Origin of the sequence: Microbacterium sp. che218 (assembly GCF_040436305.1) — a bacterium.
Lineage (GTDB): Bacteria > Actinomycetota > Actinomycetes > Actinomycetales > Microbacteriaceae > Microbacterium > Microbacterium algihabitans.
The window spans coordinates 3,159,606-3,175,067 of sequence record NZ_AP031501.1 but is presented as its reverse complement, the minus strand read 5'-3'; the positions used below and the strand labels follow the sequence as shown (position 1 = coordinate 3,175,067).

Sequence of the window (15,462 nt, the reverse complement as noted above, 5' to 3'; positions counted from 1 at the left end):
GCTACGGATCTCTCACGCCCCGTCGCCTCCCCCTGTCGAGGGAGATCAGCCGGCCTCGGTCACCGCCCCACGAACAGGAAGGCGGTCGCCGTCAGCACCACGAAGACGCCTCCGGCGATGCCGTAGGAGGTCAAGGTGGTCTTGCGCGTGACATCCGAGGAGCGGTCTCGGACGGGGAGCGCCGCCCCGCTCGGCGCGACCGGCTCCGCTGCGGGCGCCGCGGGAGCGGTCGGTGAGGCGCCGTCGACGGGCGGCGCGGGGAGCACGGATGCCGCGGTCGCGAGCGAGCGACCGACGACGTCGAGCATGGCGAAGACCCGTCGCCACACCGCGGGATCGGGCACCGAGAGGCGGCCCGGGTGGTAGCGGAACAGCCACCCGTCGACGATTTCGAGGTCGAACGCCAGGGAGTCGTCGGCGAGCAGTGCTCCGAGCTCAGGAGTGACGACCGCGGCGGCCCAGTCGGCGTACGGGGGCGCGACGTAGACCGACCCGGCGCCGGGCGCCCCGGCGATCGGCACCGGTGCGACCTCGGGCAGGGCGGGCAGCGGGGTCTCGGCCCGAGCGCGCGCGGTTTCGACGATGAGCCCGGGGGTGACGAAGGGAAGGCGCACGGCGGCGTACCCCCACTCGACGCTGAACTGGTTCAGGTTGATCGTGAAGGAGGAGGCGCTGTTGCCGACCTCGAGGGCGGCCGTTCCGTGGACGCGCACGATGTCGCCCGCCCGCTGCAGCTGACGGATGCGCCCGCGGTCGTCGCGGAACACCATTCCCGGGAAGGGCTGCGGGCCCGCGCCGACGAAGTACTGCCATCCGTTGGCCGCTGCGAAGGCCGACACCGCCTGGGCGTCGGGCTTGAGCTTCGGGTCGCGGTGGGGCGGATCGACCAGGGCGTCGTACGCGACGGGGGCGGGAAGGGCGATCCAGCTGTCCTGCTCGTGGGCATTCACCGTCACATCATGCCCGCCGCACGGCACCTCTCGGTCGCGATGACGCGCACGGTCACGGCCTCACTAACATCGACCCCGCGAGAGGATGCGGGGAACCATGATCGAAACAGACGGTGCCGACGGTGAGACCGCGGCACAGGCGCACCGCGTGATGCCGGGCGAGGCGCCCGACCGGCCCCGCGTCGTCATCGCCGGGGCGGGTGGATTCGTGGGCGGAGCGCTCCGCGGGGCGTTCGCGGACGACGGCTACGAGGTGGTGACGATCGGCCGGTCCGGGCCGATCGTCTGGGGCGACACCGCGGCCATCGCCCGAGCCGTCGACGGCGCCGACGTGCTCGTGAACCTCGCCGGAAAGATCGTGTCGTGCCGATACACCGACGCGAACCGCGACGAGATCCTGCGCTCGCGCGTCGACACGACGAGGTCGTTGCACCGCGCCGTGAGCGCCGCCCGGCGGCCACCCCGCGTGTGGCTGAATGCCTCCACCGCGACGATCTACCGACACGAGACCGAGAGCGGCAACGACGAGGTCGACGGCGTCATCGGCGAGGGGTTCTCGGTCGACGTCGCCACTAGCTGGGAGCGCGCATTCTTCGACGGCGACCTCCCCGACACACGGAGGGTCGCCCTGCGTATGGCGATCGTGCTCGGCGACGGCCCCGCCACCCGCATGCTGTTCGCCCTGGCCCGCCTCGGACTCGGCGGGCCGCAGATCGACAGCTGGTGGTTCCCGCATCGCCGCTATCGCGGGATCGGCGCGCACCCCACGGGCCCGACGCTCTCGGGGTGGCATCGCACCTCGGGCCGACAGCGGTTCAGCTGGATCCACATCGACGACGTCGTGGGATCGGTGCGGTTCCTCCGCGACCGCGACGATCTCGCCGGTCCCGTCAACCTGTCGGCCCCGGAGGTGAGCGACAACCGCACGCTGATGCGCGAGCTGCGGCGCATCGCGCGTGCGCCGTTCGGTCTGCCCGCCTTCCGCTGGATGCTCGATCCCGCCATGGCCGTGATGCGCAACGAGCCGGAGCTCGTGCTCAAGAGCCGCTGGGCCGTGCCGCGCGTCCTGCAGGAAGCCGGCTTCGCGTTCCGCCACGACAAGCTCGGACCCGCGCTCGAGGCCGTCGCGGCGCAGCACCCGCCGCGGGCGCGCGATCTCTTCACCGCCTGAACGAACGAACGCCGCCCGCCGCGACGAGTGTCGCGAGGGGCGGCGTGGTGGACGCGGAGCGTCAGGCCTTGCGGCGGATGAAGCGCATGAGGGCGGCGATCACACCGATGATCAGGATGATGATGCCGATCCACAGCAGGAATTTGACCGCCTCGACGAAGACGCCGAGGAACAGCAGCACGAGACCGACGATGACGAGGATGATGGCGAGAGCTGGCATGTGTCAACCCTGCCCGGCGTCCGCGACTCGGCCCACGCCCTTGACACCGTCGACGGCGCACGGCAGAACGCGTGTCAAGAGCCTCGGGCACGCGGCATCCGGGGACTACCGTCGATTCCACCACGACCCCGAGGAGGCGGCTATGGCTGATCACCACGTTCCCGGCCACGACGGCGACCACGCCGACGGACAAGCGGGCGCACACGGCACCGGACCCGGCGAGGGCGAGTACACCGACGTGCAGCTGCCCGACGGCACCGCGGATCGCGGCAGCTCCGACCAGCCCGGCGAGTACGTCGACCGTGAGAACGCCGACGGCAGTGCCTCTCGTCCGCGTGCCGACGAGGCGGGTGCCTACACCGACGTCCAGCTGCCCAGCGGCGACCGCGACGACGAAGACGTGAGCGACCCCGGCGAGTACACCGACCGCGATCGCTGAGCGCTCAGCGTTCGAGCGTCGTGCGCGGCGAGACGCCGTAGGCCGTCCGATACGCGGCGGCGAAGGCGGCGGGATCGCCGAAGCCCCACCGCGCGGCGACCTGCTCGATACTCGTCTCGTCGGCGTGCGCGTCCAGAAGGTCGGCGTGCGCGGCGCTGAGGCGGGCGAGTTCGAGGTAGCCCTCGGGCGACTCGACGACCTGCCCGTTCGCGGCGAACGCGCGACGAAGCCCGTCGACCGAGGTGCCCACGGCGCGCGCGGCGTCGTCGATCGTGACCGGGAGCGAGGCGTGATCATCGATCCACGCGGCGGCGGCGTTGTAGATCGACGCCTGGGCCGCGGCCGACGCGCGACGCTCGCGCGGATCGCCGACGAGGGCGAAGCTCTCGAGCGCCGCGACCGACAGCGCGCGGTACACGTGCGCCCGCACGAGCGGTTCCGCGAGGACCGGCAGCTGCGTCAGGGCCCATCGCTGGGTCGCCAGCCAGTAGTCGCGCAGGCGCGGAGAGACGGGGTCGGTCCCGGCGAAGCGCACGGTGAGCTCGTCGTCGCCGTAGATGGTGCGCGCGGTCTGCGTCAGTCGCTCGGCTTCGAACGAGACGACGTCGAGACGGCAATGGTCGGCGAGGGCGCGCAACTCGTCTCCGGGTTGGATGATCCCCGGAGCGACGCTGAACTCACCGTCCCAGCGACCGATCCGCCAGGCGTACCCGGGCGTCGAGCTGCACACGTAGAAGCGGTCGGACTCGTAGGCCAGATCGACGCGGGAATCCCACTCGAGTCGTCTCAGCGCGAACGCGCCGTCGCCGACGAGGCGCTCGGCGTAGACGGCGTCGTCGGCCTGCAGGTCGACGTGACCGTACTGCGCGCGCAGCCACGCGTCCGTCGCGGCGATGTCGTCCGTGCGGACCGAGGTGTCGTAAAAGTCATTCATGGTGCGAGATACCGTTCACCCGAATGACGCGGCACTGAAGCCCATGATAGTTAACCCGCAGCCTCACGCCCCCGGAAGGACACGACCATGGCCGACTCGCCCACCATCCGCCCGATCTCCACCGACGACGCGGGAGAGGTGCTGACCATCCAACGCGCCGCGTTCGCGAGCGAAGCGCTCATCTACGGCGACCCCGACATGCCCCCGCTCACCCAGACGCTCGAAGAGCTGCGGGCGGAGCTCGTCGAGAATCTCGGGTGCGTCGCGGTCGACGGACACCGCATCGTCGGAGCCGTCCGCGCGCGCCGCGACGCGGATCTGCTGCTGATCGGCCGCCTCGCGATCGCGCCCGACCAGCAGGGCGCGGGGCTCGGTTCGGCGCTGCTGGCGGCCGTCGAGCAGCGCGGTCGCGACGAAGGGGCGACGACCGCGGAACTCTTCACCGGCGGCCTCAGCGAGGCCAACCAGCGCCTGTACGAGCGCGAGGGCTACCACCGCTCGGAAGAGACCGCCGACGGCGAGATCTTCTACCGCAAGTCGCTCACCGACTGAGCTGCCGGAGCGAGGTCCCTGAGCCCGTCGAAGGGACCGGAGGCTTCGACAGGCTCAGCCACCTGCGCGCCGCCCCGCACCATCTGCCGGAGCGAGGTCCCTGAGCCCGTCGAAGGGACCGGAGGCTTCGACAGGCTCAGCCACCCCCGCGCCGCCCCGCACCATCTGCCGGAGCGAGGTCCCTGAGCCCGTCGAAGGGACCGGAGTCCTCGCCAGGCTCAGCCACCTGCGCGCCGCCCCGCACCATCTGCCGGAGCGAGGTCCCTGAGCCCGTCGAAGGGACCGGAGTCCTCGACAGGCTCAGCCACCCCCGCTCCGCGCACGACGAAGGGCCGCCGTCCGAACCCCGGACGACGGCCCTCTCTGCGTACGACGCTTACGGCGTGGGCATGCCGCCGTTGACGTTGAGCGTCTCGCCGATCACGTAGCTCGACTCCGCCGAGGCGAGGTAGACGTATGCCGGGGCGAGCTCGGCCGGCTGGCCCATGCGACCGAGAGGGGTCTCCTCGCCGAACTCGTCGACCTTCTCGTCGGGCTGTCCGTCGGTGACCTGGAGCGGGGTCCAGATGGGGCCGGGAGCCACGGCGTTGACGCGGATGCCCTTGGGCGCGAGCTGCTGACCGAGCGCCTTGGTGAAGGTGTTGATGGTCGCCTTGGTCGAGGCGTAATCCACGAGGATCGGCGCCGGCGAGTAGGCCTGGATCGAGGTCGTGTTGATGATGGTCGAACCGGGCTTCAGGTGCGGCACGGCCTCTTTGCAGATCCAGAACATCGCGTAGACGTTGGTCTTGAACGTGTCGTCGAACTGCTCGTCGGTCAGGGTGGTGACGTCTTCGTTGAAGATCTGCTTGCCGCCGTTGTTGACGACGATGTCGAGGCCGCCGAGGCCCTCGACCGCTTCCTTCACGAGCGTGCGGGCGTACTCGCGCTCGCGCAGGTCGCCGGGGATCTGCACGACCGTGGCACCGGCTTCGCGGAGGATTCCGGCGATGCGGTCGGCATCCTCCTTCTCCTGCGGCAGGTACGACATCGCGACCGAGGCGCCCTCGCGGGCGAAGGCGATCGCGGTGGCGGCTCCGATGCCCGAGTCGGCGCCGGTGATGAGGGCCTTGCGGCCCTTGAGGCGCTCGGTGCCGACGTAGGTGTCCTCGCCCAGCTTGGCCTTGGGCGTCAGCTCGGCGTCGAGACCGGGCTCCTTCTGGTCCTGCGACTGCGGGTCGATGTCGGCGTACAGCTTCGACGGGTCGGTGAACGTGTACTGCGTGCTCATGGTGAGTCCTTTCGGGGGGGGTGGTGGATGCCGGGACCGGAGGCCCCGGTGGAGATCAGTGGCCGCCGAGGTCGGCGGGGTCGACCACCTCGCGGATGACGAGGGCGGCGTTGATGAGGGCGAGATGGCTGAGCGCCTGCGGGAGGTTGCCCCAGAAGGCGCCGTCGTCTTCGGCGATCATCTCGGAGTAGATCCCGACGTCGTTGCCCTGGGCGACGAGGGCGTCCATCGCCTCGATCGCTTCGGCGTGCCGGCCGACGCAGGCCAGGGCGGTCGCCCGCCAGAAGGCGCACGCGACGAAGGTGTGCTCCTCCTGGTCCATGCCGGTGTAGCGGTAGACGAGGTGGTTCTCGGTCGTGAGGCGCTCGGTGACGGCATCCACCGTCTTCGACATGCGCTCGCCCCGGTCGAAGCCCGTCGGAGCGTGCAGCAGCACCGAGGCGTCGAGGTCTTCACTGCCGGGGGCGAGGGTGTACGTCTGCAGGTCTTCCGACCAGCAGTGCTCGTCGACCCAGTGATGGATGCGGTCGCGCTCGGCACGCCAGCGGTCGCCGTTGTCGGGGATGTGGCCGCCGGAGGCGAGCCACTGCGCATCGTCGAGCGCCTTCCAGCAGCCCATCTTCGACGAGGTGTAGTGCCGCAGCTCGGGGAGCTCCCACATGCCCGAGTCCTCGAGACGCCACAGGTCGCACGTGCGGTCGGCGACGTCGGCGAGCAGGCGCCCGGTCTGGATGTCGAGGCGGTTGCCGGCCTCGACGTAGGTGCGGCAGAGGGCGATGAGGTCGCCGTAGACGCCGAGCTGCAACTGCCCCTGCGCCGGGTTGCCGGTGACGACGGGCTGGTTGCCGTTCCATCCCGGCACCTGGTGCTTCTCGAGCCCGATCTCGGCGTCGCCGTCGAGGGTGTACATCACCTGCACTTCGGGGCCGTTCTTGCGGATCGTGCGCAGCAGCCACGAGATCGCGGCGTGCGTCTCTTCGCGCAGGCCGAAGCCGACCCAGGCGTGTGCGGTGTAAGCGAGGTCGCGCACCCAGGCGTAGCGGTAGTCCCAGTTCTTCCCGCCGCGCGGGTTCTCGGGCAGCGACGTCGTCGCCGCGGCCGCGATCGCACCGGTCGGGCTGAACAGCAGGAGCTTGAGGGCGAGGGCGCTGCGCTGCACGTCGTCGGCCCAGGGGCCGTCGTACGAGAACTCGTCCGACCACATCTCCCAGCCGCCGATGGTGCGGTCGATCCCGCGGTCGACGTTCTTTGCGTCGGGAACGCGCAGGGGCTCTCCCTCGGTCGCGGCGATCACCAGAAGGTGACGCGACCCCTTCTCGGTCGTGAAACCGCCGTCGATGCTCTCGTTGCCGGCATCCGGATCGCCGTGAAGACCGTGCTCGTGGCCCGTCACCGCGAGCGAGACGTGTCCGATGCGCATGATCGAGAAGCCGTCGATGCGCTCGGTCCAGGGGGCGGCGGAGCGCAGCATGGTGCCGGGCTGCACGCACCAGGCGAACTCGACCTCGCCCTTCACCCCGTCGACGCGGCGGGCGAGCTCCGCCCACGGCAGGCGACCGGCGATGCCGGTGACCATCGCATCGGTGACCGTGGCGACCCCGGTGTCGGTCGTGAACGTCGTCTCGAGCACGTTCGTGCGCGGGATGTAGCGACGGGTGACGGTGTACTCCCCGACCGGGGCGAGCTCGATGCAGCCGCCGGCCGACTCGTCGACGAGGCGCGCGAAGACGGGCCGCGAGTGGATGTTGGGCAGCGGCAGCCAGTCGACCGATCCGTCGAGGCCGATCAGGGCGACCGTGCGACCGTCCCCGATCGCGGCGTAGTCGCGGAGGGGGCGAGAAGGTGAGGGCGGATGCAAAGGCACGACTCTCACGCTAAGAACGCGGCGGCGCCACGGAGCCGGGGTTGTCGATCCCCGGGTGAACGGCTACGGGCGATGGGCAGTACCCCGGCTTCGCGACCCCCGCAACCCCCGCTGCGAGTGCGCGCGTCGCGCCTAGCGTCGATGTCGACCGTGAGTGAAAGGAACGCGCATGTCCACCACCACCAAGGACGCCCCCACCAAGAACCGTCGTCGCCCCGCGCGCGGAGGCAGCGGTCCCGAGACCACCGACGAGCAGAACGCCGAGAAGGGCTTCCAGGCGTCGGAGAAACTGACCGACTCGCTGCAGGCCGTGCTCGTCGACCTGATCGAGCTGTCGATCCAGGGCAAGCAGGCCCACTGGAACGTCGTCGGCAAGAACTTCCGCGACACCCACCTGCAGCTCGATGAGATCATCGACGCCGCTCGTGAGTTCAGCGACGAGGTCGCCGAGCGCATGCGCGCTCTGCACGCCCTGCCCGACGGCCGCAGCGACACCATCGCCGAGACCACCACCCTGCCGGAGTTCCCCCAGGGCGAGGTCGACACGTCGGAGGTCATCGACCTCATCACCCAGCGCCTCGACGCGACGGTCGGCACCGTCCGCGACGTGCACGACGACGTCGACGACGAAGACCCCACGAGCGCCGACATCCTGCACGGTGTGCTCGAGCGTCTCGAGCAGCTGTCGTGGATGGTCAGCGCCGAGAACCGCGTCGCCCGCACCTCGTAACACGCGCAGAAGACACCGAATGCCGGGGCCTCAGGGCCTCGGCATTCGTCGTTCGTGCGCGCCTTTCCGCATCTCCGCCGCTCACCCGCGCGCGATGAGGAACGGCGGGTGGGGGCCCTCGAGGCGGGCCACCGTCGTTCGGATCTCGGCGAGGGATTCACTCACGGCGATGAAGCGCTCGCCCACGGCGACGAAGCGCTCGTCCGTGCGCACTTCGAAGCGCGCGAGGTCGAGCTTGAGGCCGACGAGGGACTCTTCAAGGGTCGCGGAACGGGCATCGGCCCGGTCCATGCGCTCATCCATCCGATCGAAGCGCGCGTCCATCCGATCGAAGCGCGTGTCCATCCGGTCGAAGCGTGCGCCGACGTCGGCGAAACGTGCGTCGGTGCGGTGCTCGACACGACCGAGCATCCACTTCGTGCCTCCGAGGATCGTTGCCAAACCGGTGACGAGCAGTCCGATAGCTGTCGACAGCAGGGGGATCGTCTCCATGGCCCGGTCCTTTCACGATGAGATGCCCCGACTGTAGATCACGGCGCGGACGGCCCGCGGAGAGCTGCCGGGAGACTGTGCAGGAATTCACCCCGTTGCCGACCGTGGAGGAGGCGCATTCGCCTCGCGTGCCGGGTGGCGGCGACGGCTCGGCGACACGATCCGCCCGCGTGGCTCCGATAGCGTCGGAGCATCGACCGAGACGGGGGCCTCATGGACGACGACACCAACGTGCGCCGACGAACGGGCACTGCGTGGTTCGTGCTGCTGGGGGCGGCGGGCGGCGTGGCGGGTCTGCTGCCCTGGTTGCTGACCGGGCCGTTCCTGCCCCTGCAGAACCTCGGCGAGGGGCAGGACCCCGCCAAGGTCGGACCCTTCGTGATGCTGCCCTACAGCCAGTACGCGATCACGACGATCATCGTGCTGCTCGTCGTCGGGGGCGTCTTCGCCGGGATCATCGCCCGCGCGCGCCGGTCGCGTCCGGGCCTGGCCCGATCATTCGCCGCGCTGGGCGGGCTCGTGATCGTGCAGGTCGTCGCGATCGTGCAGACGGCGGCGACCACCCGCTCGGTGCTGCAGGAGCGCGACGAGTCGGTGCTCTACCTGGTGCTGCTGACGGCCGTGGCCGTGCTGGCGGCGCTCACAGCGTGGGTCGCCTGCGTCCTCATCGCCGCCGCACCGCGCGCGGGCGCCGGTCTCGGCCTCGTGGTCGGGGCCGCTGCGGGAGGGTCGTGGATCGCGACGTTTCTCTTCCCGTTGTTCTCGTACACCTCTCCGTTCGAGGCCCTGCTGCCGGTGGTGCCCTACGTCTCCCCGGTGCTCGTCGGCCTCGCGATCGTCTGGACGGGTGTCTCGACCATCGGACGCGTGCTGACGGGCCTCGTGGGTCTCGTGCTGGTGTGGCTGGTCCCGGCGCTGACGACGGCGCTCTCCTCGGCCGCGGGGACGCGAGTGCTCGCCCGCGATCTGCCGGGTATGGCCGATTTCGGTGCTCGCGTCTTCGTCTCGGCATCCACCATGCCGGAGATCATCGTGCCGCCGCTGGTGACGACCGTGGTGGTCGCCGTGGTCGGTCTGGTGCTCCGCCGCGCCCTCGGCCGACGCCGCACCGGGCAAACCGCACGTTAGAGGCGGACCACCTCGGTGACACGCACGATCGTCGTGCCCTCCTCCTCGGAAGCGGCGAGGTCGACCTCGGCACGGATGCGCCAGTCGTGGTCGCCGGCGGGGTCGTCGATGATCTGCTCGACGCGCCAGACGCCGTCGGAAGCCGACGACTCGTCGATGAGGACGAGGGCCGAGGAGCGCGCCGCACCCCCGGTACCGATCGCGTCGTGCTCGTCGAAGTAGGCGTCGAGGGATGCGGGCCAGTCGACGTCGGGGTCGAGTTCTACGAGCTCGTCGTCGCGCTGGAGAGCGGCCAGCTGCACGCGGCGGAACATCTCGTTGCGCACGAGCACGCCGAACGCGCGCCGGTTGGTGAGGATCGACGGCGGAGCGGGCGGAACCACTGGAGCCGTGGGGTCGTCCGCCGGGTTGATCAGCTGCTCCCACTCGTCGACGAGGCTCGAGTCGACCTGACGCACGACCTCGCCGAGCCACGCGATGAGATCGAGCAGGTCGGGGGTCTGCGCGTCGACCGGAACCGTCTGGCGGATCGCGCGGAACGCGTCGCTCAGGTACCGCAGTACGAGGCCCTCGCTGCGGGCGAGCTGGTACAGCGAGACGTACTCGCCGAACGAGCAGGCGCGTTCGTACATGTCGCGCACGACCGACTTGGGCGACAGCTCGAAGTCGCGGATCCACGGCTGACTCGAGGCGAACACCTCGTACGCCTGCGCGAGCAGCTCGTCGAGGGGCTTCGGCCAGGTGATCTCCTCGAGCAGCTCCATGCGCTCGTCGTACTCGATGCCCTCGCGCTTCATCGCCGCCACGGCTTCGCCGCGCGCACGGAACTGCTGCTGCGACAGGATCGGGCGCGGGTCGTCGAGGGTCGACTCGATGACACTGACGACGTCGAGCGCGTAGTGCCCCGTGCCCACCGACGACGCCGCCGGCACGGCATCCGGCCCCCTCCCGAGCTCGACCTCGGGGTCGAGCATCTCGATCGCGGCGAGCGCGAACGGCGAGAGGGGTTGGTTGAGCGCGAAGTTCGGCTGCAGATCGACGGTGAGGTGGATGCCGTCGGCATCCGCCTCGACGACACCGGCCTGCACGAGGGTGCGGAAGATCGCGAGGGCTCGACGGGCGAGCTCGTACTGGCGGGCGCGCGACTCGTGGTTGTCGAAGACGAGCGAGCGGACGTTGCCGAACACGTCGCCCCCGCGGGCGATGACGTTGATGAGCATCGCGGCGCTCAGCTTCATCTGCGGCTGCAGTGGCTCGGGCTCGGCGGCGACGAGGCGGTCGTAGCTTTGCTCGGTCCAGTTGACGAAGCCCTGCGGCGCTTTCTTGCGCACGATCTTCTTCTGCTTCTTGAGGTCGTCGCCGGCTTTGAGGATCTGAGCGGCGTTCTCGATCTCGTGATCGGGCGCCATGACGACGACGGTTCCGGCGGTGTCGTAGCCCGCGCGGCCCGCGCGACCGGCGATCTGGTGGAACTCGCGCGCCGAGAGCTGGCGCATGCGCGTGCCGTCGTACTTGGTCAACGCGGTCATGAGCACGGTGCGGATCGGCACGTTGATGCCGACGCCCAGGGTGTCGGTGCCGCAGATCACGCGCAGAAGACCGCGCTGGGCGAGGGTCTCGACCAGGCGGCGGTAGCGCGGCAGCATGCCGGCGTGGTGCACGCCGATGCCCGCGCGCACGTAGCGCGAGAGGGTCTTGCCGAAGCCGGTCGTGAACCGGAAGCCGCCGATCGCCTCGGCGATCTCGTCGCGCTGCTCGCGGCCGATGATGCGGATCGACGACAGCGCCTGGGCGCGCTCCATCGCGGCGGCCTGCGAGAAGTGCACGACGTAGATCGGCGCCTGCTTCGTGTCGAGCAACTCCTGCACCGTCTCGTGCACGGGCGTGCGCGCGTACTCGAAGTGCAACGGCACGGGCCGCTCGACACCTGTCACCCGCGCGGTGGGCCGGCCGGTGCGACGCGAGAGGTCGTCGGCGATGTCGGTGACATCTCCCAGGGTCGCCGACATGAGGATGAACTGCGCGCGCGTGAGCAGCAGCAGCGGCACCTGCCACGCCCAGCCGCGGTCGGCCTCGCCGTAGTAGTGGAACTCGTCCATGACGACCTGGTCGACGTTCGCGTCGGCCCCCTGCCGCAGGGCGAGGTTCGCGAGGATCTCCGCGGTGCAGCAGATGATCGGGGCGTCGGAGTTCACCGACGAATCACCCGTGACCATGCCGACGTTCTCGGCGCCGAAGATGTCGACGAGGGCGAAGAACTTCTCGCTCACGAGGGCCTTGATCGGCGCGGTGTAATACGTGCGCCCGCCGCGGGAGAGGGCGGCGGCGTGCGCGGCGACCGCCACCAGCGATTTGCCCGTGCCGGTCGGGGTCGACAGGATCACGTTCGCGCCCGAGACGATCTCGATGATCGCCTCGTCCTGCGCGGGGTAGAGCGTGAGACCTCGGGAGTTCGCCCACTCGACGAAGCCCAGGTACGCGGCATCCGCATCGGCGCCGGCGGGAACGTGCTCGAGAAGGGGGGTCACTCCCCCAGCCTCTCATCCGCGGTGGGGCGAACCCTTCGACAGGCTCAGGGACCGCCCTTCGACAGGCTCAGGGACCACCCTTCGACAGGCTCAAGGACCGCTGCGGACGAGGTGGCTGAGCCTGTCGAAGCCACCGGAACCCACGCGAGGCGACCGAGCTTGCCGAAGCCTCAGGGACCACCCTTCGGCAGGCTGAGCTTGTCGAAGCCTCAGGGACCGCCCTGGATGCCGCCCGCCGCCACGGCTGGTCGGTCCTCTCCGTCGCGGTCCGCGAAGACCCCGACGTTCTCTCCGTCGAAGACGAACTGCACGCTGGTGCCGAGGGGGAAGCGCTCGACGAAGGCCGCGGGCATTCCGTCGGCGACGACGAACTGCACGGTTGCGGGGAACACTCCCGCGCCGCACCCGCCGTAGACGAAGTTGCCGCGGAAGCCGCGCGAACCGCCCTGATCGACCTCGTCGGTGTCGAGAAGGTACAGGCAGGGGCTGCGGTTCTCGCTCGCGTCGATCTGCACGTACCCGGCGAAGGCGGTCACGCCGAAGTAGTCGCGGTATCCGCGGGAATCGAGTCCGCGGTCTCCGAAGATCGAGGGGACCGTGGCCGTGGGATCCGGCACGAGCACGTCGACCTGCGATGCCCCCGTCGCCGTCGACACCGGCACCAGCGCCACCCCCGACGCCGTGGCGGCGCTCGCGAGGGCGGTGACCGCCGCCAGAGAGATCGCCCACGCCCAGAAGCTGCGCTTCGACCGCACGAGCGGGCGGCGCTCGCGGGGCGTCTCCTCGTCGCCACCGGCGTCATCGTCGGACGGCGTCTCGTCGGTGCTCGCGGTCTCGAGCGAGCGGGAGGTTCCGGATGCCGCGGCGGCGGCGTCGACGGCCGGCCGGGGCGGCAGCGGGGGCGGGTCGACCGGGGTCGGAGCCGGGGTCGTGCGAGCCCGTCGCTCCTGCTCTTCCAGCTGTGCAAGCCGCTGCTGGGCCGCAGGGTCTGCGGCGATGTCGGCGTCGGGTCCGTACGCCCGTGCGCGCAGGAGCCGCAGCTCCTGGAGCACGTCATCGTCCATGCTCTGAATGGTTCCACACCTGGACGCCCCCGGGGCCGATCGCGGTATATGCGCGGGAATAGATCGAGGAGTGTGGTGTTGTATCCGACATGCGCTCCTTCGGCACACTCTCCTTCGGCCACTACGGCCCCCTCGGCGGTGGGCGTCAACTGACCGCCGGCGACTCGATGCTCCAGGCGATCGACCTCGCCCAGGGCATGGACGACCTCGGGGTCAACGGCGTCTCGTTCCGCGTTCACCACTTCGCCCGCCAGCAGGCCGCTCCCATGCCCCTGCTCGCCGCGATCGCGGCCCGCACCTCGCGCATCGAGGTCGGCACCGGCGTGATCGACATGCGGTACGAGAACCCCCTCATGCTCGCCGAAGAGGCGGCATCCGTCGACCTCATCAGCGGCAACCGACTCGCCCTCGGCGTGAGCCGTGGCTCACCCGAGTCGGTCGTGCGCGGCTACGAGGCGTTCGGCTACACGGGCTCGCAAGACCCGCGCGGCGGCGACATCGCCCGTGAGCACTTCGACCTGTTCCTGCGCGCCATCGACGGCGAGGGTCTCGCCGAGCGCGACCCGCACAGCCCCTTCGGCGGCGGCACGGGCCTGCAGCGCATCGAGCCGCACAGCCCCGGTCTGCGTCAGCGCATCTGGTGGGGCGCCGGCACCACCGCGACCGCGGAGTGGGCGGGACGCCTGGGCGTCAACCTCATGTCGTCGACGCTGCTCACCGAGGCCGACGGCACGCCGTTCGACATCCTGCAGGCGCAGCAGCTCGACGCCTTCCGCGCCGCGTGGCGCGAAGCCGGACACGCGGGCGAGCCCCGCACGTCGGTCAGCCGCAGCATCTTCCCGATCGTCACGGCCGAAGACGAGATGTACTTCGGTGGTTCGGCCGGCAGCGACCAGATCGGCGTGATCGACGGCATGCGCTCGACCTTTGGCAAGACTTACGCCGCGCCTCCCGAGGTGCTCGTGGAGCAGCTGCAGAACGACGCCGCCGTCATGAGCGCCGACACGCTCATGCTCACGATCCCCTCGCAGATGGGCGTCGACTTCAACCTCCGCCTCGTCGAGAACTTCGCGAAGCACGTCGCCCCCGCCCTCGGCTGGCAGTCGACTCTGGCCACCGCCTGATCCGTGGATGCCCGAACGGGCCCGGATGCCGATTCCCCGGCATCCGGGCCCGTTCCGTCTACGGTGGGGCGGTGAGCGTCGTCATCCGCCCCGCCCGGTTCCCCCGCGACGGCGACTCCGTTTCGATGCTCGTGGGCGACTACCTCCGTCGCACCGAGTCCGAGAAGGCCGAGCACGGACTCGTCGACGCGGATGCCGCGATGCCCGCCCGCTACGCGCGCGAGATCGACGACCCGGCCGACGTCTTCGCCGACCGTCGCGTGCTCATCGCCGCGGTCGACGATGTGGACTGCGGCGTCGTGGTGGTCGCGCGCTCAGTCCGGGGAAGCGAGATCTCCCGCTTCTGGACCGCCCCGGCCGCCCGCGGTCGCGGCGTCGGTTCGGCGCTGCTGGCCGCGGCCGTCGACGGTGCGCCACGGCCGGTGCGCCTGTCCGTGTGGAGATGGCGCGAGCCCGCGCTCTCGCTGTACGCGCGCGCCGGGTTCGAGGTCGTGCCGTCGTGGGACGAGCGGCTCGACCTGGTCTGCCTCGAGCTGCGGTGATCCGAGCGGCGCCGATCAGCGCGCCGCGGCGGGGCTCACCGGTAGCCCGTCAGCCCCTGCGAACGCGCGATGGTCTGGGACACGAGGTACTCGCCCCACGCCACGGCGTACGCGCCGAGCGAGGCCCACACCCACCCCGACGGCAGGACGCCGGCGAGACCGAGCAGAGCCGCCACCGTGAGGGCGACCACGACGACGAGCACCGGCACCGTGGCGCGGGCGCCGACCGTGGCCCCGTCGCTGCGCCAGATGACCAGCAGCGCCCCGGCCGTCGCGACCAGCAGGATCACCGGCGTGAACCAGGGCCCCAGGGCGCCCATGGTGATCGCGGCGCCGATCCCGGCGATCGCGAGGGAGGCGGTGCGCAGAGCGCGGATCCTCGTCGAGGAGGGCGAAGCGGCGATGGGGGTCTCCTTCGGGTGCGCGCGAGTCGGCGACGCGACTTGGCGGTTCC

The 15,462-nt window shown here is 70.6% G+C and carries 16 protein-coding genes; 7 read left to right on the top strand and 9 right to left on the bottom strand.

Annotated elements, in window-relative coordinates; translation table 11 throughout:
* Window positions 1-59: 59 nt before the first annotated feature.
* On the bottom strand, window positions 60-950 hold the full coding sequence (locus ABXS86_RS14960; protein ID WP_353664980.1) for a hypothetical protein: 891 nt from the start codon (window positions 948-950) through the stop codon (window positions 60-62).
* A 151-nt stretch (window positions 951-1,101) separates the two neighbouring features.
* On the opposite strand from ABXS86_RS14960, the gene ABXS86_RS14955 reads away from it, so the two are divergent.
* Entirely contained in the window at window positions 1,102-2,121 is a 1,020-nt protein-coding gene (locus ABXS86_RS14955) for an epimerase (protein WP_353666253.1), read from the top strand.
* Window positions 2,122-2,182: 61 nt separating this feature from the next.
* Here the strand turns inward: ABXS86_RS14955 and ABXS86_RS14950 are convergent, their stop codons facing one another.
* Window positions 2,183-2,341, bottom strand: a complete 159-nt coding sequence (locus ABXS86_RS14950; RefSeq protein ID WP_186325499.1) for a hypothetical protein — start codon at window positions 2,339-2,341, stop codon at window positions 2,183-2,185.
* A 142-nt stretch (window positions 2,342-2,483) separates the two neighbouring features.
* On the opposite strand from ABXS86_RS14950, the gene ABXS86_RS14945 reads away from it, so the two are divergent.
* Window positions 2,484-2,780 carry a hypothetical protein gene (locus ABXS86_RS14945; RefSeq protein WP_353664979.1) on the top strand — a complete coding sequence of 99 codons (297 nt, stop codon included), beginning with the start codon at window positions 2,484-2,486 and terminating at the stop codon, window positions 2,778-2,780.
* A gap of 4 nt (window positions 2,781-2,784) precedes the next feature.
* Here ABXS86_RS14945 and ABXS86_RS14940 read toward each other — a convergent pair whose 3' ends face one another.
* Entirely contained in the window at window positions 2,785-3,714 is a 930-nt protein-coding gene (locus tag ABXS86_RS14940) for a helix-turn-helix transcriptional regulator (protein ID WP_353664978.1), read from the bottom strand.
* 87 nt (window positions 3,715-3,801) lie between these two features.
* Here ABXS86_RS14940 and ABXS86_RS14935 point away from each other — a divergent pair, with 87 nt between their 5' ends.
* A complete protein-coding gene (locus ABXS86_RS14935; protein WP_353664977.1) occupies window positions 3,802-4,266 on the top strand; it encodes a GNAT family N-acetyltransferase in 465 nt (154 codons plus the stop codon).
* A 376-nt stretch (window positions 4,267-4,642) separates the two neighbouring features.
* Here ABXS86_RS14935 and ABXS86_RS14930 read toward each other — a convergent pair whose 3' ends face one another.
* Both ABXS86_RS14930 and ABXS86_RS14925 read right to left on the bottom strand, forming a co-directional pair.
* Window positions 4,643-5,536: an SDR family oxidoreductase gene (locus ABXS86_RS14930; RefSeq protein ID WP_144785800.1), complete on the bottom strand. Its 894-nt coding sequence runs from the start codon at window positions 5,534-5,536 to the stop codon at window positions 4,643-4,645.
* A 55-nt stretch (window positions 5,537-5,591) separates the two neighbouring features.
* Window positions 5,592-7,400, bottom strand: a complete 1,809-nt coding sequence (locus ABXS86_RS14925) for a glycoside hydrolase family 15 protein (RefSeq protein WP_353664976.1) — start codon at window positions 7,398-7,400, stop codon at window positions 5,592-5,594.
* 169 nt (window positions 7,401-7,569) lie between these two features.
* On the opposite strand from ABXS86_RS14925, the gene ABXS86_RS14920 reads away from it, so the two are divergent.
* The gene (locus ABXS86_RS14920) at window positions 7,570-8,130 is read left to right on the top strand and encodes a Dps family protein (protein WP_307213222.1); all 561 of its coding nucleotides are present in this window, start codon (window positions 7,570-7,572) and stop codon (window positions 8,128-8,130) included.
* An 81-nt stretch (window positions 8,131-8,211) separates the two neighbouring features.
* Here ABXS86_RS14920 and ABXS86_RS14915 read toward each other — a convergent pair whose 3' ends face one another.
* Window positions 8,212-8,622, bottom strand: coding sequence for a hypothetical protein (locus ABXS86_RS14915; protein WP_353664975.1), 411 nt, complete (start codon window positions 8,620-8,622; stop codon window positions 8,212-8,214).
* A gap of 213 nt (window positions 8,623-8,835) precedes the next feature.
* On the opposite strand from ABXS86_RS14915, the gene ABXS86_RS14910 reads away from it, so the two are divergent.
* Window positions 8,836-9,750: a hypothetical protein gene (locus tag ABXS86_RS14910; protein WP_307213226.1), complete on the top strand. Its 915-nt coding sequence runs from the start codon at window positions 8,836-8,838 to the stop codon at window positions 9,748-9,750.
* Here the strand turns inward: ABXS86_RS14910 and ABXS86_RS14905 are convergent.
* Both ABXS86_RS14905 and ABXS86_RS14900 read right to left on the bottom strand, forming a co-directional pair.
* Window positions 9,747-12,278: a DEAD/DEAH box helicase gene (locus ABXS86_RS14905; RefSeq protein ID WP_353664974.1), complete on the bottom strand. Its 2,532-nt coding sequence runs from the start codon at window positions 12,276-12,278 to the stop codon at window positions 9,747-9,749. The genes ABXS86_RS14910 and ABXS86_RS14905 overlap by 4 nt on opposite strands.
* A gap of 209 nt (window positions 12,279-12,487) precedes the next feature.
* A complete protein-coding gene (locus tag ABXS86_RS14900) occupies window positions 12,488-13,342 on the bottom strand; it encodes a hypothetical protein (RefSeq protein ID WP_307213231.1) in 855 nt (284 codons plus the stop codon).
* A gap of 89 nt (window positions 13,343-13,431) precedes the next feature.
* On the opposite strand from ABXS86_RS14900, the gene ABXS86_RS14895 reads away from it, so the two are divergent.
* Both ABXS86_RS14895 and ABXS86_RS14890 read left to right on the top strand, forming a co-directional pair.
* A complete protein-coding gene (locus ABXS86_RS14895; protein WP_307213233.1) occupies window positions 13,432-14,466 on the top strand; it encodes an LLM class flavin-dependent oxidoreductase in 1,035 nt (344 codons plus the stop codon).
* A 71-nt stretch (window positions 14,467-14,537) separates the two neighbouring features.
* Window positions 14,538-15,008, top strand: coding sequence for a GNAT family N-acetyltransferase (locus ABXS86_RS14890; RefSeq protein ID WP_307213235.1), 471 nt, complete (start codon window positions 14,538-14,540; stop codon window positions 15,006-15,008).
* A gap of 35 nt (window positions 15,009-15,043) precedes the next feature.
* Here ABXS86_RS14890 and ABXS86_RS14885 read toward each other — a convergent pair whose 3' ends face one another.
* Window positions 15,044-15,328, bottom strand: coding sequence for a hypothetical protein (locus ABXS86_RS14885; protein ID WP_307213237.1), 285 nt, complete (start codon window positions 15,326-15,328; stop codon window positions 15,044-15,046).
* Between the last annotated feature and the right edge of the window lie 134 nt (window positions 15,329-15,462).

Coding starts and splice junctions, on each gene's coding strand:
- ABXS86_RS14955 (WP_353666253.1), top strand. CDS start 1,102: ATGCCGGGCGAGGCGCCCGACCGGCCCCGCGTCGTCATCGCCGGGGCG.
- ABXS86_RS14950 (WP_186325499.1), bottom strand. CDS start 2,341: ATGCCAGCTCTCGCCATCATCCTCGTCATCGTCGGTCTCGTGCTGCTG.
- ABXS86_RS14945 (WP_353664979.1), top strand. CDS start 2,484: ATGGCTGATCACCACGTTCCCGGCCACGACGGCGACCACGCCGACGGA.
- ABXS86_RS14940 (WP_353664978.1), bottom strand. CDS start 3,714: ATGAATGACTTTTACGACACCTCGGTCCGCACGGACGACATCGCCGCG.
- ABXS86_RS14935 (WP_353664977.1), top strand. CDS start 3,802: ATGGCCGACTCGCCCACCATCCGCCCGATCTCCACCGACGACGCGGGA.
- ABXS86_RS14930 (WP_144785800.1), bottom strand. CDS start 5,536: ATGAGCACGCAGTACACGTTCACCGACCCGTCGAAGCTGTACGCCGAC.
- ABXS86_RS14920 (WP_307213222.1), top strand. CDS start 7,570: ATGTCCACCACCACCAAGGACGCCCCCACCAAGAACCGTCGTCGCCCC.
- ABXS86_RS14915 (WP_353664975.1), bottom strand. CDS start 8,622: ATGGAGACGATCCCCCTGCTGTCGACAGCTATCGGACTGCTCGTCACC.
- ABXS86_RS14910 (WP_307213226.1), top strand. CDS start 8,836: ATGGACGACGACACCAACGTGCGCCGACGAACGGGCACTGCGTGGTTC.
- ABXS86_RS14900 (WP_307213231.1), bottom strand. CDS start 13,342: ATGGACGATGACGTGCTCCAGGAGCTGCGGCTCCTGCGCGCACGGGCG.
- ABXS86_RS14895 (WP_307213233.1), top strand. CDS start 13,432: ATGCGCTCCTTCGGCACACTCTCCTTCGGCCACTACGGCCCCCTCGGC.
- ABXS86_RS14885 (WP_307213237.1), bottom strand. CDS start 15,328: ATGGGCGCCCTGGGGCCCTGGTTCACGCCGGTGATCCTGCTGGTCGCG.